Annotated in this window: 20 protein-coding genes and 2 pseudogenes; 14 read left to right on the top strand and 8 right to left on the bottom strand. The window is 63.2% G+C overall.

The window, feature by feature from the left end; all coding sequences use genetic code 11:
* Positions 1-120, top strand: a pseudogene (locus tag BLX41_RS34670) (NAD-dependent dehydratase); the annotation flags it as partial.
* 58 nt (positions 121-178) lie between these two features.
* On the opposite strand, the gene BLX41_RS07140 reads toward BLX41_RS34670, so the two are convergent.
* From BLX41_RS07140 to BLX41_RS07160, 5 genes are all read right to left on the bottom strand, one after another.
* On the bottom strand, positions 179-877 hold the full coding sequence (locus BLX41_RS07140) for an OmpW/AlkL family protein (RefSeq protein WP_072444882.1): 699 nt from the start codon (positions 875-877) through the stop codon (positions 179-181).
* A 197-nt stretch (positions 878-1,074) separates the two neighbouring features.
* The gene (locus BLX41_RS07145; protein ID WP_185073464.1) at positions 1,075-1,596 is read right to left on the bottom strand and encodes a DUF3299 domain-containing protein; all 522 of its coding nucleotides are present in this window, start codon (positions 1,594-1,596) and stop codon (positions 1,075-1,077) included.
* 25 nt (positions 1,597-1,621) lie between these two features.
* Positions 1,622-2,887 (bottom strand): ABC transporter permease, encoded by a 1,266-nt coding sequence (locus BLX41_RS07150; RefSeq protein WP_123724321.1) that lies wholly within the window; start codon positions 2,885-2,887, stop codon positions 1,622-1,624.
* A gap of 1 nt (position 2,888) precedes the next feature.
* Positions 2,889-3,599: an ABC transporter ATP-binding protein gene (locus BLX41_RS07155; protein ID WP_123724322.1), complete on the bottom strand. Its 711-nt coding sequence runs from the start codon at positions 3,597-3,599 to the stop codon at positions 2,889-2,891.
* Positions 3,600-3,663: 64 nt separating this feature from the next.
* Positions 3,664-4,257: a DUF2796 domain-containing protein gene (locus tag BLX41_RS07160; RefSeq protein ID WP_123724323.1), complete on the bottom strand. Its 594-nt coding sequence runs from the start codon at positions 4,255-4,257 to the stop codon at positions 3,664-3,666.
* A gap of 134 nt (positions 4,258-4,391) precedes the next feature.
* On the opposite strand from BLX41_RS07160, the gene BLX41_RS07165 reads away from it, so the two are divergent.
* Positions 4,392-4,733, top strand: a complete 342-nt coding sequence (locus tag BLX41_RS07165; RefSeq protein WP_123724324.1) for a hypothetical protein — start codon at positions 4,392-4,394, stop codon at positions 4,731-4,733.
* Positions 4,734-4,841: 108 nt separating this feature from the next.
* Here BLX41_RS07165 and trxA read toward each other — a convergent pair whose 3' ends face one another.
* From trxA to BLX41_RS07180, 3 genes are read right to left on the bottom strand one after another with little or no spacing between them, the layout of a single operon-like run.
* Positions 4,842-5,714 (bottom strand): thioredoxin, encoded by an 873-nt coding sequence (trxA, locus tag BLX41_RS07170; protein ID WP_123724325.1) that lies wholly within the window; start codon positions 5,712-5,714, stop codon positions 4,842-4,844.
* A 31-nt stretch (positions 5,715-5,745) separates the two neighbouring features.
* A complete protein-coding gene (locus BLX41_RS07175; RefSeq protein WP_123724326.1) occupies positions 5,746-6,456 on the bottom strand; it encodes a class I SAM-dependent methyltransferase in 711 nt (236 codons plus the stop codon).
* Positions 6,453-6,911, bottom strand: a complete 459-nt coding sequence (locus BLX41_RS07180; protein ID WP_123724327.1) for a hypothetical protein — start codon at positions 6,909-6,911, stop codon at positions 6,453-6,455. The genes BLX41_RS07175 and BLX41_RS07180 overlap by 4 nt, the downstream gene beginning before the upstream one ends.
* Before the next feature lie 129 nt (positions 6,912-7,040).
* Here BLX41_RS07180 and nrdR point away from each other — a divergent pair, with 129 nt between their 5' ends.
* The 12 genes and pseudogenes from nrdR to BLX41_RS34675 form a co-directional block, all read left to right on the top strand.
* Positions 7,041-7,505 (top strand): transcriptional regulator NrdR, encoded by a 465-nt coding sequence (gene nrdR, locus BLX41_RS07185; protein WP_019095943.1) that lies wholly within the window; start codon positions 7,041-7,043, stop codon positions 7,503-7,505.
* Positions 7,502-8,635, top strand: coding sequence for a bifunctional diaminohydroxyphosphoribosylaminopyrimidine deaminase/5-amino-6-(5-phosphoribosylamino)uracil reductase RibD (ribD, locus tag BLX41_RS07190; protein ID WP_123724329.1), 1,134 nt, complete (start codon positions 7,502-7,504; stop codon positions 8,633-8,635). The genes nrdR and ribD overlap by 4 nt, the downstream gene beginning before the upstream one ends.
* A 47-nt stretch (positions 8,636-8,682) precedes the next feature.
* Positions 8,683-9,348: a riboflavin synthase gene (locus BLX41_RS07195; protein ID WP_047306287.1), complete on the top strand. Its 666-nt coding sequence runs from the start codon at positions 8,683-8,685 to the stop codon at positions 9,346-9,348.
* Positions 9,349-9,364: 16 nt separating this feature from the next.
* Positions 9,365-10,456 carry a bifunctional 3,4-dihydroxy-2-butanone-4-phosphate synthase/GTP cyclohydrolase II gene (gene ribBA / locus BLX41_RS07200; RefSeq protein WP_123724330.1) on the top strand — a complete coding sequence of 364 codons (1,092 nt, stop codon included), beginning with the start codon at positions 9,365-9,367 and terminating at the stop codon, positions 10,454-10,456.
* A gap of 91 nt (positions 10,457-10,547) precedes the next feature.
* A complete protein-coding gene (ribH, locus tag BLX41_RS07205; RefSeq protein WP_003228649.1) occupies positions 10,548-11,024 on the top strand; it encodes a 6,7-dimethyl-8-ribityllumazine synthase in 477 nt (158 codons plus the stop codon).
* Complete coding sequence (gene nusB, locus BLX41_RS07210; RefSeq protein WP_011063734.1) at positions 11,021-11,521, top strand: transcription antitermination factor NusB; 501 nt, start codon at positions 11,021-11,023, stop codon at positions 11,519-11,521. Before ribH ends, nusB begins: the two co-directional genes overlap by 4 nt.
* An 18-nt stretch (positions 11,522-11,539) precedes the next feature.
* Positions 11,540-12,505 (top strand): thiamine-phosphate kinase, encoded by a 966-nt coding sequence (gene thiL, locus BLX41_RS07215; protein WP_123724331.1) that lies wholly within the window; start codon positions 11,540-11,542, stop codon positions 12,503-12,505.
* Complete coding sequence (locus BLX41_RS07220; protein ID WP_123724332.1) at positions 12,502-13,005, top strand: phosphatidylglycerophosphatase A family protein; 504 nt, start codon at positions 12,502-12,504, stop codon at positions 13,003-13,005. Before thiL ends, BLX41_RS07220 begins: the two co-directional genes overlap by 4 nt.
* A 10-nt stretch (positions 13,006-13,015) precedes the next feature.
* Entirely contained in the window at positions 13,016-13,774 is a 759-nt protein-coding gene (locus tag BLX41_RS07225; RefSeq protein ID WP_123724333.1) for a substrate-binding periplasmic protein, read from the top strand.
* Between the two features lie 113 nt (positions 13,775-13,887).
* Positions 13,888-14,505: a GTP cyclohydrolase II gene (gene ribA / locus BLX41_RS07230; RefSeq protein WP_060841299.1), complete on the top strand. Its 618-nt coding sequence runs from the start codon at positions 13,888-13,890 to the stop codon at positions 14,503-14,505.
* On the top strand, positions 14,502-14,921 hold the full coding sequence (locus BLX41_RS07235) for an MFS transporter (protein WP_123724334.1): 420 nt from the start codon (positions 14,502-14,504) through the stop codon (positions 14,919-14,921). Before ribA ends, BLX41_RS07235 begins: the two co-directional genes overlap by 4 nt.
* Positions 14,921-15,041 (top strand): annotated as a pseudogene (locus tag BLX41_RS34675) (cobalamin-binding protein); the annotation flags it as partial. The gene BLX41_RS07235 and the pseudogene BLX41_RS34675, both read left to right, overlap by 1 nt.

Here is a 15,041-nt window from a genome sequence, read left to right on the forward strand (position 1 = left end):
CCTGCCCGTGCCGGTGACATCCGTCACTCCCGGGCCGGCAATCAGCGACTGCTGCAGCGTTTTACCTTCCCCGAACCCACGCCGATGAGTGTCGGTCTGGCTCGCCTGATGGGCCGCTGAGCGAAATGGCAGACATGAAAAAGGCGCCTGCAAGGCGCCTTTTTCATGTCTGGCGGGCTTAGAACTTGTAGCCCAGGCCAACCATGTAGACCATCGGGTCGACGTCGACATTGACCTTGGCACGGGTGCCTGGGGCCACACCGTTGTTGTCCACATAGGCGCGGGTGTCGATATCGATGTAACGCACCTGGGCGTTGATCATGATGTTGTCGGTCAGCATGTAGTCGGCACCGACCTGCCAGGCCAAGCCCCAGGAGTTCTTGGCGCGGAAGTTGTCGAAACCGGCGGTCTGGGCGCGGCTGCCGACGTGTTCGTCGTAGATCCAGGTGTAGTTGATACCGGCACCGACATAGGGCTGGAATGCCGATTTGTTATCCAGCGGGTAGTACACCACGCTCAGGGTTGGCGGCAGGTGCTTGAGGGTACCCAGCTTGCCGTTGGCTGGAGCCAGGGCGGTGTTCTTGATCTTCACATCGTGTTCGAACGGGGTGGCGGCCAGCAGTTCGATACCGATGTTGTTGGTCAGCATGTAGGCGAAGTTCAAGCCCAGCTGAGTGTCGCTGCTCATGGTCGCCTTGCCGCCGAGGTTGGTGCCGGCCAGAGGGCCGCGATCGACTTTGACGTCGGAGCTGTTGGCTTTTGGATTGACGGTAATCGCACCGGCACGAACGATGATGTCACCGGCTTCGTGGGCGTTGGCAATCGGGGCGGCGAGTGCGAGCGCGATCAGGGAGGCGCTAAGCAGAGACTTGTGCATGGGAGCTCCAAAGGACGATTCAAATTGGCTATGTCCAATGGTAAGGATCGTCAAGTTGACTGCCTTGACTCAGCTCAATGAAATGGTGAACCCCGTTGGCGGGGCTGAACTATTCTTTTGTTCTGCACTCTTTTGGCCCTCGCCCCCTTTGCTCTGTAGGAGCCGGCTTGCCGGCGAAGCAGGCACCACGACCTGCCTTACTCCTCCAATTCGTAGACGTAGATCTTCTGCGCCGCCATCTGATACCCGGCATCCGCCAGCTCACTGGTGGATGCCTTGACCTGCATGGCGCCCTCGATCCAGTAGGGCTGGTACAGCTCATCGAGTTTCACCCCGACTTCGCTGGTGACGTGGACGATCTGGTTCGACGGTGGTGGCGGAACGTGGATACAGGCGCCGAAGTAGGGCACCAGCAGGAAGTCTGTGGTACGTCCTTCCTCGCTCACTTCCAGGGGCACGATGTAGCCGGGCAGGCGCACCGATTGGCCGTCGAGGCTCTTCACCACCGGTGCATTGGGCAGGTCCTGCTTGGCGGCGGGGGCCGATTCGGCGGACAGTGCATCGCTCATCTGCGACAGGTCGTGCAGAGGCTTCATGTTCGGCACTTCCGGCGGTGCATCCGCCGGGATCATTTCCGACCAGGTCAGGTCCCGCGGTGCTCCAGCCGCCCACAACGGCGTGGCGATCAGAAGCGACAGGGCAAGCAGGGGGCGCAGCAGGCGTTGGGCTTTCATAAACCGGTGCTCATAAACGAATCGACAGGCCATCGGCCAGGGATTGCCGGTAGGCACGCCAGGCCGGCACGCTGCCCATCAGCAGCGCGGCGATCAGGATACCGCCCAGCAACGTCCACTCATACTGGCTGGGCCAGGACAGCGGCAGGTACAGGCCGTAGTTCGATTGCACGTAGCCCTGGGCCAGGGCGATGCCCAGGTACAGCAGGCCCAGCCCGGCCAGGACCCCGGACAGTGCCAGGGCAAAGGCTTCCAGCACCAGCAGGGTTGCGATGTGCCAGGGGCGGGCGCCCACCGAACGCAGGATGGCCATCTCCCGGCGACGTTCATTGAGGCTGGTGAGGATCGCTGTGAGCATGCCGATCAAGCCGGTGAGGACCACGAACAAGGACACCACGAACAAGGCTTTCTCGGCGGTGCCCATCAGGCTCCAGAGTTCCTGCAAGGCCACGCCGGGGAGGATCGCCAGCATCGGCTCGCCACGGAACTCGTTGATCTCCCGTTGCAGGGCGAAGGTCGAGATCTTGCTGTTGAGGCCCAGCATGAAGGCGGTGATCGCCTGGGGCGTCAGGTCCATGTTGCGCGCCTGGTCGGCACTGATGCGTCCCTCGCCTCGGGCCGGAACGCCGTTGTGCCAGTCGATGTGGATTGCCTCCATGCCGCCCAGGCTGATGTGCAGCGTGCGGTCCACCGGCGTGCCGGTGCGCTTGAGGATGCCCACCACGGTGAAGGGCTTGTCGTCATGCTTGACCAGGCTGATGGCCGCCACGCCATGGGCCAGCACCAGCTTGTCGCCAAGTTTGTAGTGCAAGGCATCGGCGACTTCGGCCCCCAGTACCACCTCGAAAGGATCACTGGCGAAAGCCCGGCCCACCGCCAGTTGCAGGTTCTGTTGATGACCGTACTGGTAATGCTGGAAGTAGGCGTCGGTGGTGCCCATGACCCGATAGCCGCGATGGGAGTCACCGAGAGAAATCGGGATCGCCCATTTCACCTTCGGGTTGTTGGCGAAGTGCTCGAAGCTGTCCCAGCGGATGTTGTTGGTGGCGTTGCCGATGCGGAACACCGAGTAAAGCAGCAGGTTCACCGAGCCGGAACGGGCGCCGACGATCAGGTCGGTGCCGCTGATGGTGCTGGCGAAACTGGATCGGGCTTCGGTACGTACTCGCTCCACCGCCAGTAGCAGACAGACCGAGAGGGCAATGGCGAAGGCGGTGAGGATCGCGGTGAAGCGGCGGTTAGCCAGGCTGGCCATGGCTAGACGGAACAGATACATCTCAGACCTCTGCGGGCGTGGCGGCGCGATTGAGTTCGGCCAGCGACAGGTTGCGATCGAACAGCGGTGCCAGGCTCTGGTCATGGCTGACGAACAGCAGGCTGGCTCCAGCCTCGCGGCACTCGGCGAAGAGCAGTTGAATGAAGGCTTCCCGGGCGTCGTAGTCCAGTGCCGAGGTGGGTTCGTCGGCGATCACCAGCTCCGGCTGGCCGATCAATGCCCTGGCTGCGGCGACCCGTTGTTGCTGGCCGATGGACAGCGAGTCGGCCCGACGGGCGAGCAGGTCGGGGTCCTTCAGACCCAGATGGGCCAGCAAGGTGGCGGCCGCCTGATCGACGCTGCCGTGGCGCTGGATGGCGCGGCTGGCCCGCAGTTTGGAGAAGTGGCAGGGCAACTCGACGTTTTCCCGCACCGAGAGAAACGGCAGCAGGTTGAACTGCTGGAAGATGTAGCCGGTGTGATCGACGCGAAAGCGATCACGGGCTCCGGCGGCCAGCTCGGTCAGCTCCTGGCCCAGCAGGCGGATGCTGCCCTGGTTGGGTTTCTGCACCCCGCCCAGCAAGCCCAGCAGCGTGGTCTTGCCGCTGCCGCTGGGGCCCTTGAGGAACAGTGTTTCGCCGGCTTCCAGGCGGAAGTTCGGGATGTCCAGCAACTGTGGGTGACCGGGCCAGCTGAAGCCCAGGTCGGACAATTCGATAAGTGCTTGGGTCATGTTGGGCCGATCATGCAGAGAGTGGTGTAGCCGCTGCCTGAGGCCGCGGCTACAGGCGCAGCGCTCAGAACTTCAGGGTGGCAGCCTTGGCTGTGGCTTCGACACCTTGCTGGCCACTTGGCGAAATGAGTTGTACCTGAATTTTCTGGGTGGCGGGGAAGGTCTTGAAGATTTGCCCCAGGTCGAGGTTCTTCAGGGCGTCCGGCTTGGCGCAGGTGAACTGGTAGTGAGCGTGGATCTCGCTGTGTTCGTGGTGATGTTCATGACCCGCGGCGTCCTTGTCATCGTCATCGTGGTCATCGGCATCGGGCTTGTCGCCGAACAGCGGGCTTTGCAGTTCCTGCTTGGCCACCGTGCAAGCGGCGGCCTTGGGCAGGCTGAACAGCACCAGAGGCTGTTCTAGCTGGGTACGGGCAGCAGCGACCTTGGCCTTGTCGGCGTCGGTGCTGGGGGCGTGTTCGAAACCCACCAGATTCATGGCCGGGCTTTCCAGTTCCAGCTCCAGGGCCTGGCCGTCGAGCACCGCATTCAAACGGGCGACGCCATGTTCGTGGGCGCCGAGGCTGCCGTGTTCATGCTCGTGATCATGGGCTTGCGCGGCCTGGGCAACGGCCAGCGGCAACAGGGCGAAGGGCAGGGCGAGTAGCAGACGGCGCATAGCAAGTCTCCAGGGCGAAGATGAAATAAATGTTATGTGATCTTATAACAATTGACCGCAGAGTTTGACCGCCCGCTTGGCGTTGCGCAAGACGCGTGGGAGCATGCTCGTCAGAAATATTCGGGAGCACAGCGATGTTGCGGATTCGTGGAAGCATCGGCGATTGGCCGGTGGATTTGACCCTGGAACTGGACGAGGGCGACTGGGCGCAACTGGGTGCGCAGTTGCAGGCGGCCAAGCCGGAGAGTGTTGCGGTAGCAGCCCGGCCGGCGAACCAGGACGATGCCTTGTGGCAGACCGCCAAGGATCTGTTGCGCAAGGCGGGCCAGATTAGCGGGCCCGAGTTGCTGGAACAGTTGGAGGGGCTGACCGGCAGCGCGGCGGCCGGCAAGCGTTTGCTGGTGCGCCTGCGCCACTGCGCCGAGGTCAAGGTGATCAGCGGCGCCGATACGCCGATCTACAGCTGGGTGCAATGAACCTGTAGGAGCCAGCTTGCTGGCAAAAGGGTTCTGTCTGTCAGAACCCTTTCGCTGGCAAGCCAGCTCCTACACAAACCGGCTATTACACACGCCGGCACATTCTGCTCAGTACAGCGCGGCGAACAGTTTGCGGCGATACGCGGTCACCAATGGGTGATCGTTGCCCAACAGGTCGAAGACTTGCAGCAGGGTCTTGTGGGCTATGCCTTCGTTGTAGCTGCGGTTGCGCATGAAGAGCTTGAGCAAGGCCTCAAGCGCCGCTTCGTATTGCTGACGGGCCAGTTGCTGGATCGACAGCTGGTACGCCGCCTCATCGTCCAGCGGGTCCTTGGCCAGCCGCGCTTTGAGGTCGGCGGCATCCGGCAGGTCCGCCGCCTGCTTGAGGAAGGTGATCTGCGCCTTGGCTCCGGCCAGGGCGGCTTTATGCTCATCGCTCTTGACCGCGTCGAGCACAGTTTGGGCTTCACTCAGCTCGCCGCGCTCAGCCAGGCAGCGGGCGTAAAGGATGAGTGCCTTGGCGTTGCTGTTGTCTTCCCCCAACAGCACTTTGAGGATGGCCTCGGCGTCGCCGATACGACCGTCGTTGAACAAGGCTTCGGCCTGCTCCAGCGGGTCGGTGGCAGGGGGGGGCGGCATCTGCACATGGGGTTCGAGCATGGCCCGTACTGCGGATTCCGGTTGTGCGCCGGCAAAGCCGTCCACCGGTTGACCGTCCTTGAACAGCACCACGGTCGGCAGGCTGCGGATGCCGAAGCGGGCGACGATGTCCTGCTCGATATCGCAGTTGACCTTGGCCAGCAGCAGCTCGCCCTGATAGCTCTCGGCGATCTGTTGCAGCATCGGCATCAGCGCTTTGCAGGGCGCGCACCATTCTGCCCAGAAGTCCACCAGGACCGGTTTGTGGAAGGAGTTCTCGATCACCGACTGGTCGAAATCAGCGGTGCGGGCGTCGAAGATATACGGCGTGTCCTGACTCATGGGGTATCTCGAATAAGCGGGAATGGAACCACTATAAAGTTGCGCGGGGTAGATCGCTATTGCCTGTGGCAGCCGGCTCGCCGGCAAATGGCCGCTGCGCGTGATACAGGCTCACATTGCGAAACTCCCAAGGTTCGGCCAGGTCCGGCAGGGTCAGGGCGTTGAGCATTTCCAGGCGCTGATACAGCGGGTGCTGGAAGTCCCTGACCCGGGAGTCCGCCACCAGGGCTTCACGGCCGCGGCTGAGGAATTCGTCCAGCAGCGGCAGGTTGGCCCGGTCATAGAGCACGTCCGCCACCAGGATCAGGTCGAAGCGATCGGCCTCGGCGAAAAAATCCGTGGAATAGTTCAGCTCGACGTCGTTGAGTTCGGCGTTGGCCCGGCAGGCGGCAATCGCCAGCGGGTCGAGGTCGCAGGCCACCACTTCCAGGGCGCCGGCCTTGGCCGCGGCAATCGCCGCCACGCCGGAACCGGCACCGAAGTCCAGCACCCGTTTGCCTTGTACCCAATGCGGGTGTTCGGCCAGGTAACGGGCCAGGGCCAGGCCGCTGGCCCAGCAGAAACTCCAGTAAGGCGGCTCGTGGAGAATGCGCCGGGTTTCTTCCGGGGTGAAGGCGCGGTCCATGTTCTGGGCGTCGATCAGCCAGAGTTTCAGGCGAGTGTCGGGCAGCTCGCAGGCCACCAGTTGCGCGTCACCCAGCAGTTCGCTGAGGGCGTCTTGCAGGTCGAGCGGTACATTCATGGGGCTTTGACGAATTGCAGTTGTCCCAGGGCCTGGGTGGTGGGCTGGTCGATACGTTGCGCCGGCAGATGCAGGATCAACTGGCCGGACTGGCTGGCGCGGCCGCGCAGTTCGACCCGGGCGCCGGCGGGGAATGCGTCGGGCGCGAAACGCAGGCGAAAGGGCAGGGCCTGGTTGGTACCGGTCAGGTTGTTGCTGGCCAGCAAGCGTTGCGGACGGCCGCGCTCATCGATCACCAGCAGCGCCAGTTCGACGTCGGCGCCGGCCGGCACCCCGTTGAGGGTACCGCTCAGTTCGCGCTGGTAGGCCGGCAAGGGGCCAAGGTCGGCGGGCTCCTGATTTTTTTTCGTGGCCTGTTGCTGTGAAGAAGAGGGGGCCGCAGGTTTCGGGGCATCGCTGCTGCAAGCGACCAGCAGGCTGACAAGACTGAGCAAAACGAGCGGTCTGAGCGGCATCTGAAGCTCCAACAAGGCGAATGTCCATGTGCGAAACATAATAGTCGGTCTGTATACCGTAAAGGCTATGGCTTGTCTTGCCAGTGGGATGCGCTACCATGGCCCTCCATTTTTTTGTTGCCTGCCACCATGCACTGTCCCTTCTGCGGTGCCAACGACACCAAGGTCATCGACTCGCGTCTGGTCGCCGAGGGCGAACAGGTGCGTCGCCGGCGTGAATGCCTGGCCTGTGGTGAACGTTTCACCACCTTCGAAACTGCCGAACTGGTGATGCCGCGCCTGATCAAGACTGACGGCAGCCGTCAGCCCTTCGACGAAGAAAAACTGCGCGCCGGTATGCAGCGCGCCCTGGAAAAACGCCCGGTGAGTGTCGAACGTCTGGAGGCGGCGCTGGTGCATATCAAGCACAAGCTGCGGGCCACCGGCGAGCGCGAAGTCAAATCCCTGGTCGTGGGTGAACTGGTGATGACCGAGCTGCAGAAGCTTGATGAAGTGGCCTATATCCGTTTCGCTTCGGTCTATCGACGCTTCCAGGACCTCAACGAATTTCGCGAAGAGATCGACCGTCTCGCCCGCGAGCCGGCCAAGCAATGAACCTGTCCCCGGAGCAAGCGGTACTCGACGCACACTACATGGCCCGTGCCCTGGAACTGGCACGCAAGGGTCGCTACTCCACCCATCCCAACCCGCGTGTCGGCTGCGTCGTCGTTCGCGATGGCCAGGTGGTCGGTGAAGGCTGGCATGTGCGGGCCGGTGAACCCCACGCCGAAGTCCATGCCCTGCGTGCAGCCGGGGAGCAGGCCCGTGGCGCCACGGCCTATGTGACTCTCGAGCCTTGCAGCCATCACGGCCGCACACCGCCTTGCGCCGATGCCCTGATCAATGCCGGGGTGGCGCGGGTGGTTGCGGCGATGCAGGACCCGAACCCGGAAGTGGCCGGTCGCGGCTTGCAGCGTCTGGCCCAGGCCGGCATCGACACCCACAGCGGTGTGCTGGAAGCCGAGGCCCGGGGGATCAACAAGGGTTTCCTGAAGCGCATGGAGCACGGCCTGCCTTATGTGCGGGTCAAGCTGGCCATGAGTCTCGACGGTCGCACCGCCATGGCCAGTGGCGAGAGCCAATGGATTACCGGGCCTGCCGCCCGTTCCGCAGTGCAACGTCTGCGGGCCGAATCTTCGGTGGTGCTGACCGGTGCCGACACGGTGCTGGCCGATGACGCCCGGCTGACCGTACGTGCCGCCGAGCTGAGCCTGGACCCCGAGCAGACTGCCCTGGCCATGAGCCGTCCACCGCTGCGGGTATTGATCGACGGTCGCCTGCGAGTGCCTCTGGATGCGCCGTTCTTCAAGGCCGGCCCAGCGTTGGTTGCCACTTGCGCAGCGGTTGAAGAACAGTACGCCAACGGCCCGGAGTGCCTGATCGTTCCCGGCCCCGATGGTCAGGTCGACCTGCGTCGCCTGCTGTTGGAACTGGCCGCCCGTGGCGTCAACGAGGTGCTGGTGGAAGCCGGCCCGCGGCTGGCGGGAGCCTTTGCCCAGCAGGGCCTGGTGGACGAATACCAGATCTTCATCGCCGGCAAGTTCCTCGGTTCTTCGGCGCGGCCGCTGTTGGACTGGCCCTTGGCGCACATGCGCGAGGCGCCATTGCTCAAGATCATTGAAATGCGTGCGGTGGGCGATGACTGGCGAGTCACTGCCATCCCGGCCCCGCCAGCGAGCGTATAATTCCCGACTTTCGCCTACCCGGCGGCCCTGTTCTCGAGGAGGACTCCATGTTCACCGGCATCATCGAATCCATCGGCAGCATTCGCGCATTGACCCCAAAAGGCGGAGATGTGCGGGTCTATGTAGAAACCGGCAAGCTTGATCTGGCCGACGTCAAACTGGGCGACAGCATCGCGGTGAACGGCGTCTGCCTGACCGCGGTTGAGCTGCCGGGCGATGGTTTCTGGGCCGATGTCAGCCGCGAGACCCTCGATTGCACCGCCTTCCATCAATTGAAGGCCGGTAGCCGGGTCAACCTGGAGAAAGCCCTGACCCCGACCACCCGCCTGGGCGGTCATCTGGTCAGCGGCCATGTCGACGGTGTCGGCGAAGTGGTGGCGCGGGAAGAAAATGCCCGGGCCATCCAGTTCCGTATCCGCGCACCGAAAGAACTGGCCAAGTACATCGCCCATAAAGGCTCGATCACCGTCGACGGCACCAGCCTGACGGTCAACGCGGTGAATGGTGCCGAGTTCGAGCTGACCATCGTGCCCCACACCCTGGCGGAAACCATCATGGCCGACTACCGGCCGGGTCGGCAGGTCAACCTCGAGGTCGACCTGCTGGCGCGCTACCTGGAACGCCTGCTGTTGGGTGACAAGGCGGCCGAAGCCACCACCGGCGGCACCATTACCGAAAGTTTTCTGGCCGCTAACGGCTACCTCAAATCCTGACTCAAGGGGGTGCCGAGTGGCGCTCAACAGCATCGAAGAACTGGTTGAAGACATCCGCCAAGGCAAGATGGTCATCCTCATGGATGACGAAGACCGCGAGAACGAAGGCGACCTGATCATGGCCGCCGAGTGCTGCAAGGCCGAACACATCAACTTCATGGCCAAGCACGCCCGTGGCCTGATCTGCATGCCCATGAGCCGCGAGCGCTGCGAGCTGCTCAAGCTGCCGCTGATGGCGCCGCGCAACGGTTCCGGCTTCGGCACCAAGTTCACCGTCTCCATCGAGGCCACCGAAGGCGTCACCACCGGCATCTCGGCCGCTGACCGTGCGCGTACCGTACAAGCGGCAGCGGCCAAGGACGCCAAGGCCGAGGATATCGTCAGCCCGGGTCACATCTTCCCGCTGATGGCCCAGCCCGGCGGCACACTGGCCCGTGCCGGCCACACCGAAGCCGCCTGCGACCTGGCGCGCATGGCCGGTTTCGAGCCAAGCGGGGTGATCTGCGAAGTGATGAACGACGACGGCACCATGTCCCGTCGCACCGAACTGGAAGCTTTCGCTGCCGAACACAACATCAAGATCGGCACCATCGCCGACCTGATTCACTATCGGATGATCCACGAACGTACCGTTCAGCGGATTGCCGAGCAGCCCCTGGACAGCGAACTGGGCCAGTTCAACCTGGTGACCTATCGTGATTCGGTTGAAGGCGACGTGCACATGGCCCTGACCCTGGGGGAGATCTGCGCTGAAGAGCCGACCTTGGTGCGAGTGCACAACATGGACCCGCTGCGGGATCTGCTGATGGTCAAGCAACCGGGCCGCTGGAGCCTGCGGGCGGCCATGGCCACCGTGGCCGAGGCCGGCAGCGGCGTGGTGCTGCTGCTTGGTCACCCACTGGATGGCGACGTGCTGTTGGCACACATCCGTGAAACCGCCGATCACCAGCCGGTGAAGAAACCGACCACCTACAGCATTGTCGGTGCCGGTTCGCAGATCCTCCGGGACCTGGGCGTACGCAAAATGCGCCTGATGAGTGCGCCGATGAAGTTTAATGCGATATCCGGTTTCGACCTGGAAGTTGTAGAATACGTGCCCTCCGAATAAAAGCCGGTCGTTTCTGGCTTGAAATTCGCGGTTCAAATATCACTGAAGAGCGTGTGCTAGACACGCTCTGGCTCTTTAAGAGATTTGTCGAATGACCCTGAAGACCATCGAAGGTACCTTCATCGCCCCTAAAGGCCGCTATGCCCTGGTGGTCGGCCGTTTCAACAGCTTCGTCGTCGAAAGCCTGGTCAGCGGCGCGGTTGACGCCCTGGTTCGCCATGGCGTGAGCGAAAGCGACATCACCATCATCCGTGCTCCTGGCGCCTTCGAAATTCCGTTGGTTGCACAGAAAGTCGCACAGAAAGGTGAGTTCGCGGCGATCATCGCCCTGGGCGCGGTCATTCGTGGCGGTACTCCGCACTTCGAATACGTGGCCGGCGAGTGCACCAAGGGCCTGGCCCAGGTGTCCATGGAGTTCGGCGTGCCAGTGGCCTTCGGCGTACTGACCGTTGATTCGATCGAGCAAGCCATCGAACGTTCCGGCACCAAGGCCGGCAACAAAGGGGCCGAAGCTGCCTTGTCCGCCCTGGAAATGGTCAGCCTGCTGGCGCAGTTGGAGGCCAAGTGATTAGCGACGATAGCGATCGTTTCAACCCGCGCGATCCCAAGCCTGCAAACGCCGGCAAGCCATCCAAGAGCGCCAAGCGTCGCGAAGCCCGTCAGCTCGCGACCCAGGCGCTGTACCAATGGCACATGGCCAAGCATTCGTTGAACGAGATCGAAGCACAGTTTCGGGTCGACAACGATTTCACTGACATCGACGGCGCCTACTTCCGGGAGATCCTGCACGGGGTTCCGGCCAACAAGAACGAGATCGACACCGCGCTCGTGCCTTGCCTGGACCTGGCCATCGATGAGCTGGACCCGGTTGAACTGGCGGTCCTGCGGCTGTCTACCTGGGAGCTGCTCAAGCGCGTCGATGTGCCGTACCGCGTTGTGATCAACGAAGGTATCGAACTGGCCAAGGTCTTCGGTTCCACCGACGGCCACAAGTTCGTCAACGGTGTTCTCGACAAGCTGGCCCCGCGCCTGCGTGAAGCTGAAGTGAAGGCGTTCAAGCGCTGAACCGCGCTTGCAGCTGCCATGGGCGAGTTTGAGCTGATTCGTAACTTCTTCGCTGCCGCGCCTTGTGCGCAAGGCGGCGAGGGTGTTGCCCTGGGGATCGGCGACGACTGCGCCTTGCTGGCGGTTGCTCCTGGCGAGCAGTTGGCGATTTCCACCGACACCCTGGTGGCCGGTGTGCATTTCGCCGATCCCTGCGACCCCTATCTTTTAGGCCAACGCTCCCTGGCGGTGGCTGTCAGCGATCTGGCTGCCATGGGCGCCACCCCGCTGGCCTTTACCCTTGCCCTGACCCTGCCGACGGTAAGCACCGATTGGCTGCAGGCCTATGCCCGCGGCTTGAACGCCATGGCCCAGAATTGCGGCGTGCGCCTGATTGGTGGCGACACCACTCGCGGCCCGCTGACCTTGACCCTGACCGTATTCGGGCGGGTGCCTGCCGGTCTTGCCCTGACCCGCAGTGGTGCCCGAGCAGGGGATTTGCTGTGCGTCGGCGGTGAGCTGGGCAATGCCGCTGGGGCCTTGCCGCTGGTCCTGGGCCAGCGCAGCGCTGATGCGACCGTCGCCGCCCCCTTGCTGGCCCACTACTGGTCACCGCAGCCGCAATTGGCCCTGGGCCAGGCACTGCGAGGCAAGGCCACCTCGGCCCTGGATATCTCCGACGGCCTGCTGGCCGATTGCGGGCATATCGCGGCCGCTTCGAAGGTCGCCTTGCAGGTGGAGGTGGAGAAGCTGCCACTGTCCCCGGCATTGGTGAGCTTTCTTGGCGAACAGGGTGCCCGCGCGGCGGCCTTGAGTGGCGGCGACGACTATGTACTGGCCTTTACCTTGCCGCCTGCCGAGCTGGCGTCGCTGTTGGCGGCCGGTTGGCCGGTGCAGGTGGTGGGGCGAGTGGTGGCCGGGCAGGGCGTGACCCTGCTGGACGCCGGCGGCCAGGACATCACCCCCGGCACCCGGGGTTATCAACACTTTCCGGAGACACCGTGACAGATCATCCCAAGCAGGTCCCTGCGGAGTTCGTGCCGCCGTCGGTCTGGCGTAATCCCTGGCATTTCCTGGCTTTCGGTTTTGGTTCCGGCACCTTGCCCAAGGCGCCGGGCACCTGGGGTTCGCTGGTTGCGCTACCCTTTATCCCGCTGTGGCAGATGTTGCCGGACTGGGGCTACTGGCTGATGCTCGGCGTCACCATGCTGTTTGGCTTCTGGCTGTGCGGCAAGGTCGCCGACGATCTGCGGGTCCATGACCACGAAGGCATCGTCTGGGACGAGATGGTCGGCATGTGGATCACCCTGTGGCTGGTGCCCGAGGGGTGGTACTGGCTGTTGGCGGGGTTCCTGGTATTTCGCTTCTTCGACATTCTCAAGCCGTGGCCGATTCGCTGGGTCGACCGGCATGTCCATGGCGGTGTCGGCATCATGCTCGATGATGTGCTGGCCGGCGTGTTTGCCTGGTTGGCGATGCAAGGGCTGGTGTGGTGTTTCAGCTGAGGGATTAGGCATGGGGTTCTGCCGCGCGCTGCTGGTGTTGCTGGTGGTCTGGAGTTGCTCTGGCGTTCGGGCCGACGAGCTGCAGGCGCAGCCCCAACAAGTGCGCATCGCCAGCGAGGAATGGAACGACTACACCGAAGCCGATGGCAAGGGCCTGGCCTGGGACATCCTGCGGGAGGTATTCGAACCCCAGGGCATCCGCGTCGAACGCAGCAGCGTGCCCTACACCCGTTCGGTGGGGCTGGTGCAGCGCGGTGAAGTGGATGCGCAGGTAGGCGCCTATCGTGGTGAATCCGCGGGTGTGCTGTATCCGCGCTGGAACTACGACACCGACCATATCTACGCCTTGGGCCTGGCCAGCAATCCCGAGCTGACCCTGGCGAACCTGGGCAGCTATCGGTTGGTCTGGGTCCGTGGCTACAAGTACCAGGACTACCTGCCCAATGTTCGCCGCTACAACGAAATTCGTCGCCGCATCGGCATCCTGCCGATGTTGCTGTACAGCCGTGCCGACTACTACATCGATGCCCAGACCGAGATCGACTACGTACTCGGACAAGCTGCGGACCCGAGCCGGTTCAAGCGTACCCACCTGGCCGAGCTGCCGCTGTACCTGGGTTTTGCCGACAATCCTCGTGGCCGGGCCCTGCTTTCCCTGTACGACCGGCGCATGGAGCAATTGGTGAAAGACGGTGTCCTGCGGCCGATCTTCCTGCGCTGGAAGCAGCCTTATCCCTTTGATAGCGGGCTGCAACCGGCGGTCCGTTGATCAAACTTATCGATCTTTATCTCCGATAATTCAGCCTAAGCGTCCACTGGAGGCTGCTGTTACAATGCCGCCTCTGCGAATCTCCAGTCCTCATACAGATCAGGAGCACAACAGTGCCCGTCGTTTTTGTTGCCGCTTCCAAGCTGCCTACGCCTTTTGCGCAATTCACCATGCATGGTTTTCTCGATGAAGCCACCGGTCGCGAGCACGTGGTGCTCAGCCTGGGGGACATCGCCGATGGCGCGCCGGTTCTCGGTCGCCTGCACTCCGAATGCCTGACCGGCGACGCCCTGTTCAGCCAGCGTTGCGACTGCGGCTCGCAACTGGAAGCTGCCCTGCGGGCCATCGCCCGGGAAGGTCGCGGGGTGCTGTTGTACCTGCGCCAGGAAGGTCGCGGTATTGGCCTGCTGAACAAGATCCGTGCCTATGAACTGCAAGATGGTGGCGCCGATACCGTGGAAGCCAACGAGCGCCTGGGGTTCGCCGCGGATCAGCGTGACTACGCCATGTGCCTGCCGATGCTCGAGCATCTGGGGGTCAAGTCCCTGCGGCTGATGACCAACAATCCGCGCAAGGTCAAGGCACTGACCGACATGGGTATCCAGGTCGCCGAGCGGGTGCCGCTGCACACGGGCCACAACCCGCACAACAAGCTGTACCTGGCGACCAAGGCCAGCAAGCTTGACCACATGATGGGCAATGAGCATCAAGGCGAGGTCGACCGCGCGTGACTCGAGGTCAAGTCAAGCGGCGCCTGACCGTAAGCTGGTGGCAGTACCTGGCCCTGGGCCTGGTGCCGTTGTTTGTGATCAACGCGCTGTTCGGCCAGGGCGAACCCATCCTGCCGGTGCTGGCGATGCCGTTCTTCATTGCCGGGGTGGCGTCGATGTTTGTCAGCCTGCGCTTCTTCGGCGGCTACAAGCATGCGCTGATTGCCACTCAGAAGGCTCTGGATACGCCCGAGGAACCGGCTGCCTGGATTCACCTGGCGGCCAGCCGGCGGGTGGCCTTTCTGGCAGCTTCGCTGCCGGCCTGGGTCGGTGCCCTGGCAGTATTCGTCGGCCTGGAAGCGGTGCCCCTGATGCTTCTGGCCTTGTCCACTGCGGTGCTGTTCTACCTCTACCGCATTCCGCGTCAACTGGGCTGATGCTGCGCTGGCTGGCAGTCCTCTGCCTGCTGGCCAGTGCTCCAGCGCAGGCTGCGCAGCGAGTGGTCAGCCTGGCGCCGTCGCTCTCGGAAATCGTCGTGGAGCTGGGCGCTTCCGATC

Origin of the sequence: Pseudomonas protegens (genome assembly GCF_003732485.1) — a bacterium.
GTDB lineage: Bacteria > Pseudomonadota > Gammaproteobacteria > Pseudomonadales > Pseudomonadaceae > Aquipseudomonas > Aquipseudomonas protegens_B.

Bases quoted from the DNA above. Each gene is read 5' to 3' on its own strand.
- BLX41_RS07140 (WP_072444882.1), bottom strand. From the start codon at position 877: ATGCACAAGTCTCTGCTTAGCGCCTCCCTGATCGCGCTCGCACTCGCC.
- BLX41_RS07150 (WP_123724321.1), bottom strand. From the start codon at position 2,887: ATGTATCTGTTCCGTCTAGCCATGGCCAGCCTGGCTAACCGCCGCTTC.
- BLX41_RS07155 (WP_123724322.1), bottom strand. From the start codon at position 3,599: ATGACCCAAGCACTTATCGAATTGTCCGACCTGGGCTTCAGCTGGCCC.
- BLX41_RS07160 (WP_123724323.1), bottom strand. From the start codon at position 4,257: ATGCGCCGTCTGCTACTCGCCCTGCCCTTCGCCCTGTTGCCGCTGGCC.
- BLX41_RS07165 (WP_123724324.1), top strand. From the start codon at position 4,392: ATGTTGCGGATTCGTGGAAGCATCGGCGATTGGCCGGTGGATTTGACC.
- trxA (WP_123724325.1), bottom strand. From the start codon at position 5,714: ATGAGTCAGGACACGCCGTATATCTTCGACGCCCGCACCGCTGATTTC.
- BLX41_RS07175 (WP_123724326.1), bottom strand. From the start codon at position 6,456: ATGAATGTACCGCTCGACCTGCAAGACGCCCTCAGCGAACTGCTGGGT.
- BLX41_RS07180 (WP_123724327.1), bottom strand. From the start codon at position 6,911: ATGCCGCTCAGACCGCTCGTTTTGCTCAGTCTTGTCAGCCTGCTGGTC.
- nrdR (WP_019095943.1), top strand. From the start codon at position 7,041: ATGCACTGTCCCTTCTGCGGTGCCAACGACACCAAGGTCATCGACTCG.
- ribD (WP_123724329.1), top strand. From the start codon at position 7,502: ATGAACCTGTCCCCGGAGCAAGCGGTACTCGACGCACACTACATGGCC.
- BLX41_RS07195 (WP_047306287.1), top strand. From the start codon at position 8,683: ATGTTCACCGGCATCATCGAATCCATCGGCAGCATTCGCGCATTGACC.
- ribH (WP_003228649.1), top strand. From the start codon at position 10,548: ATGACCCTGAAGACCATCGAAGGTACCTTCATCGCCCCTAAAGGCCGC.
- thiL (WP_123724331.1), top strand. From the start codon at position 11,540: ATGGGCGAGTTTGAGCTGATTCGTAACTTCTTCGCTGCCGCGCCTTGT.
- BLX41_RS07225 (WP_123724333.1), top strand. From the start codon at position 13,016: ATGGGGTTCTGCCGCGCGCTGCTGGTGTTGCTGGTGGTCTGGAGTTGC.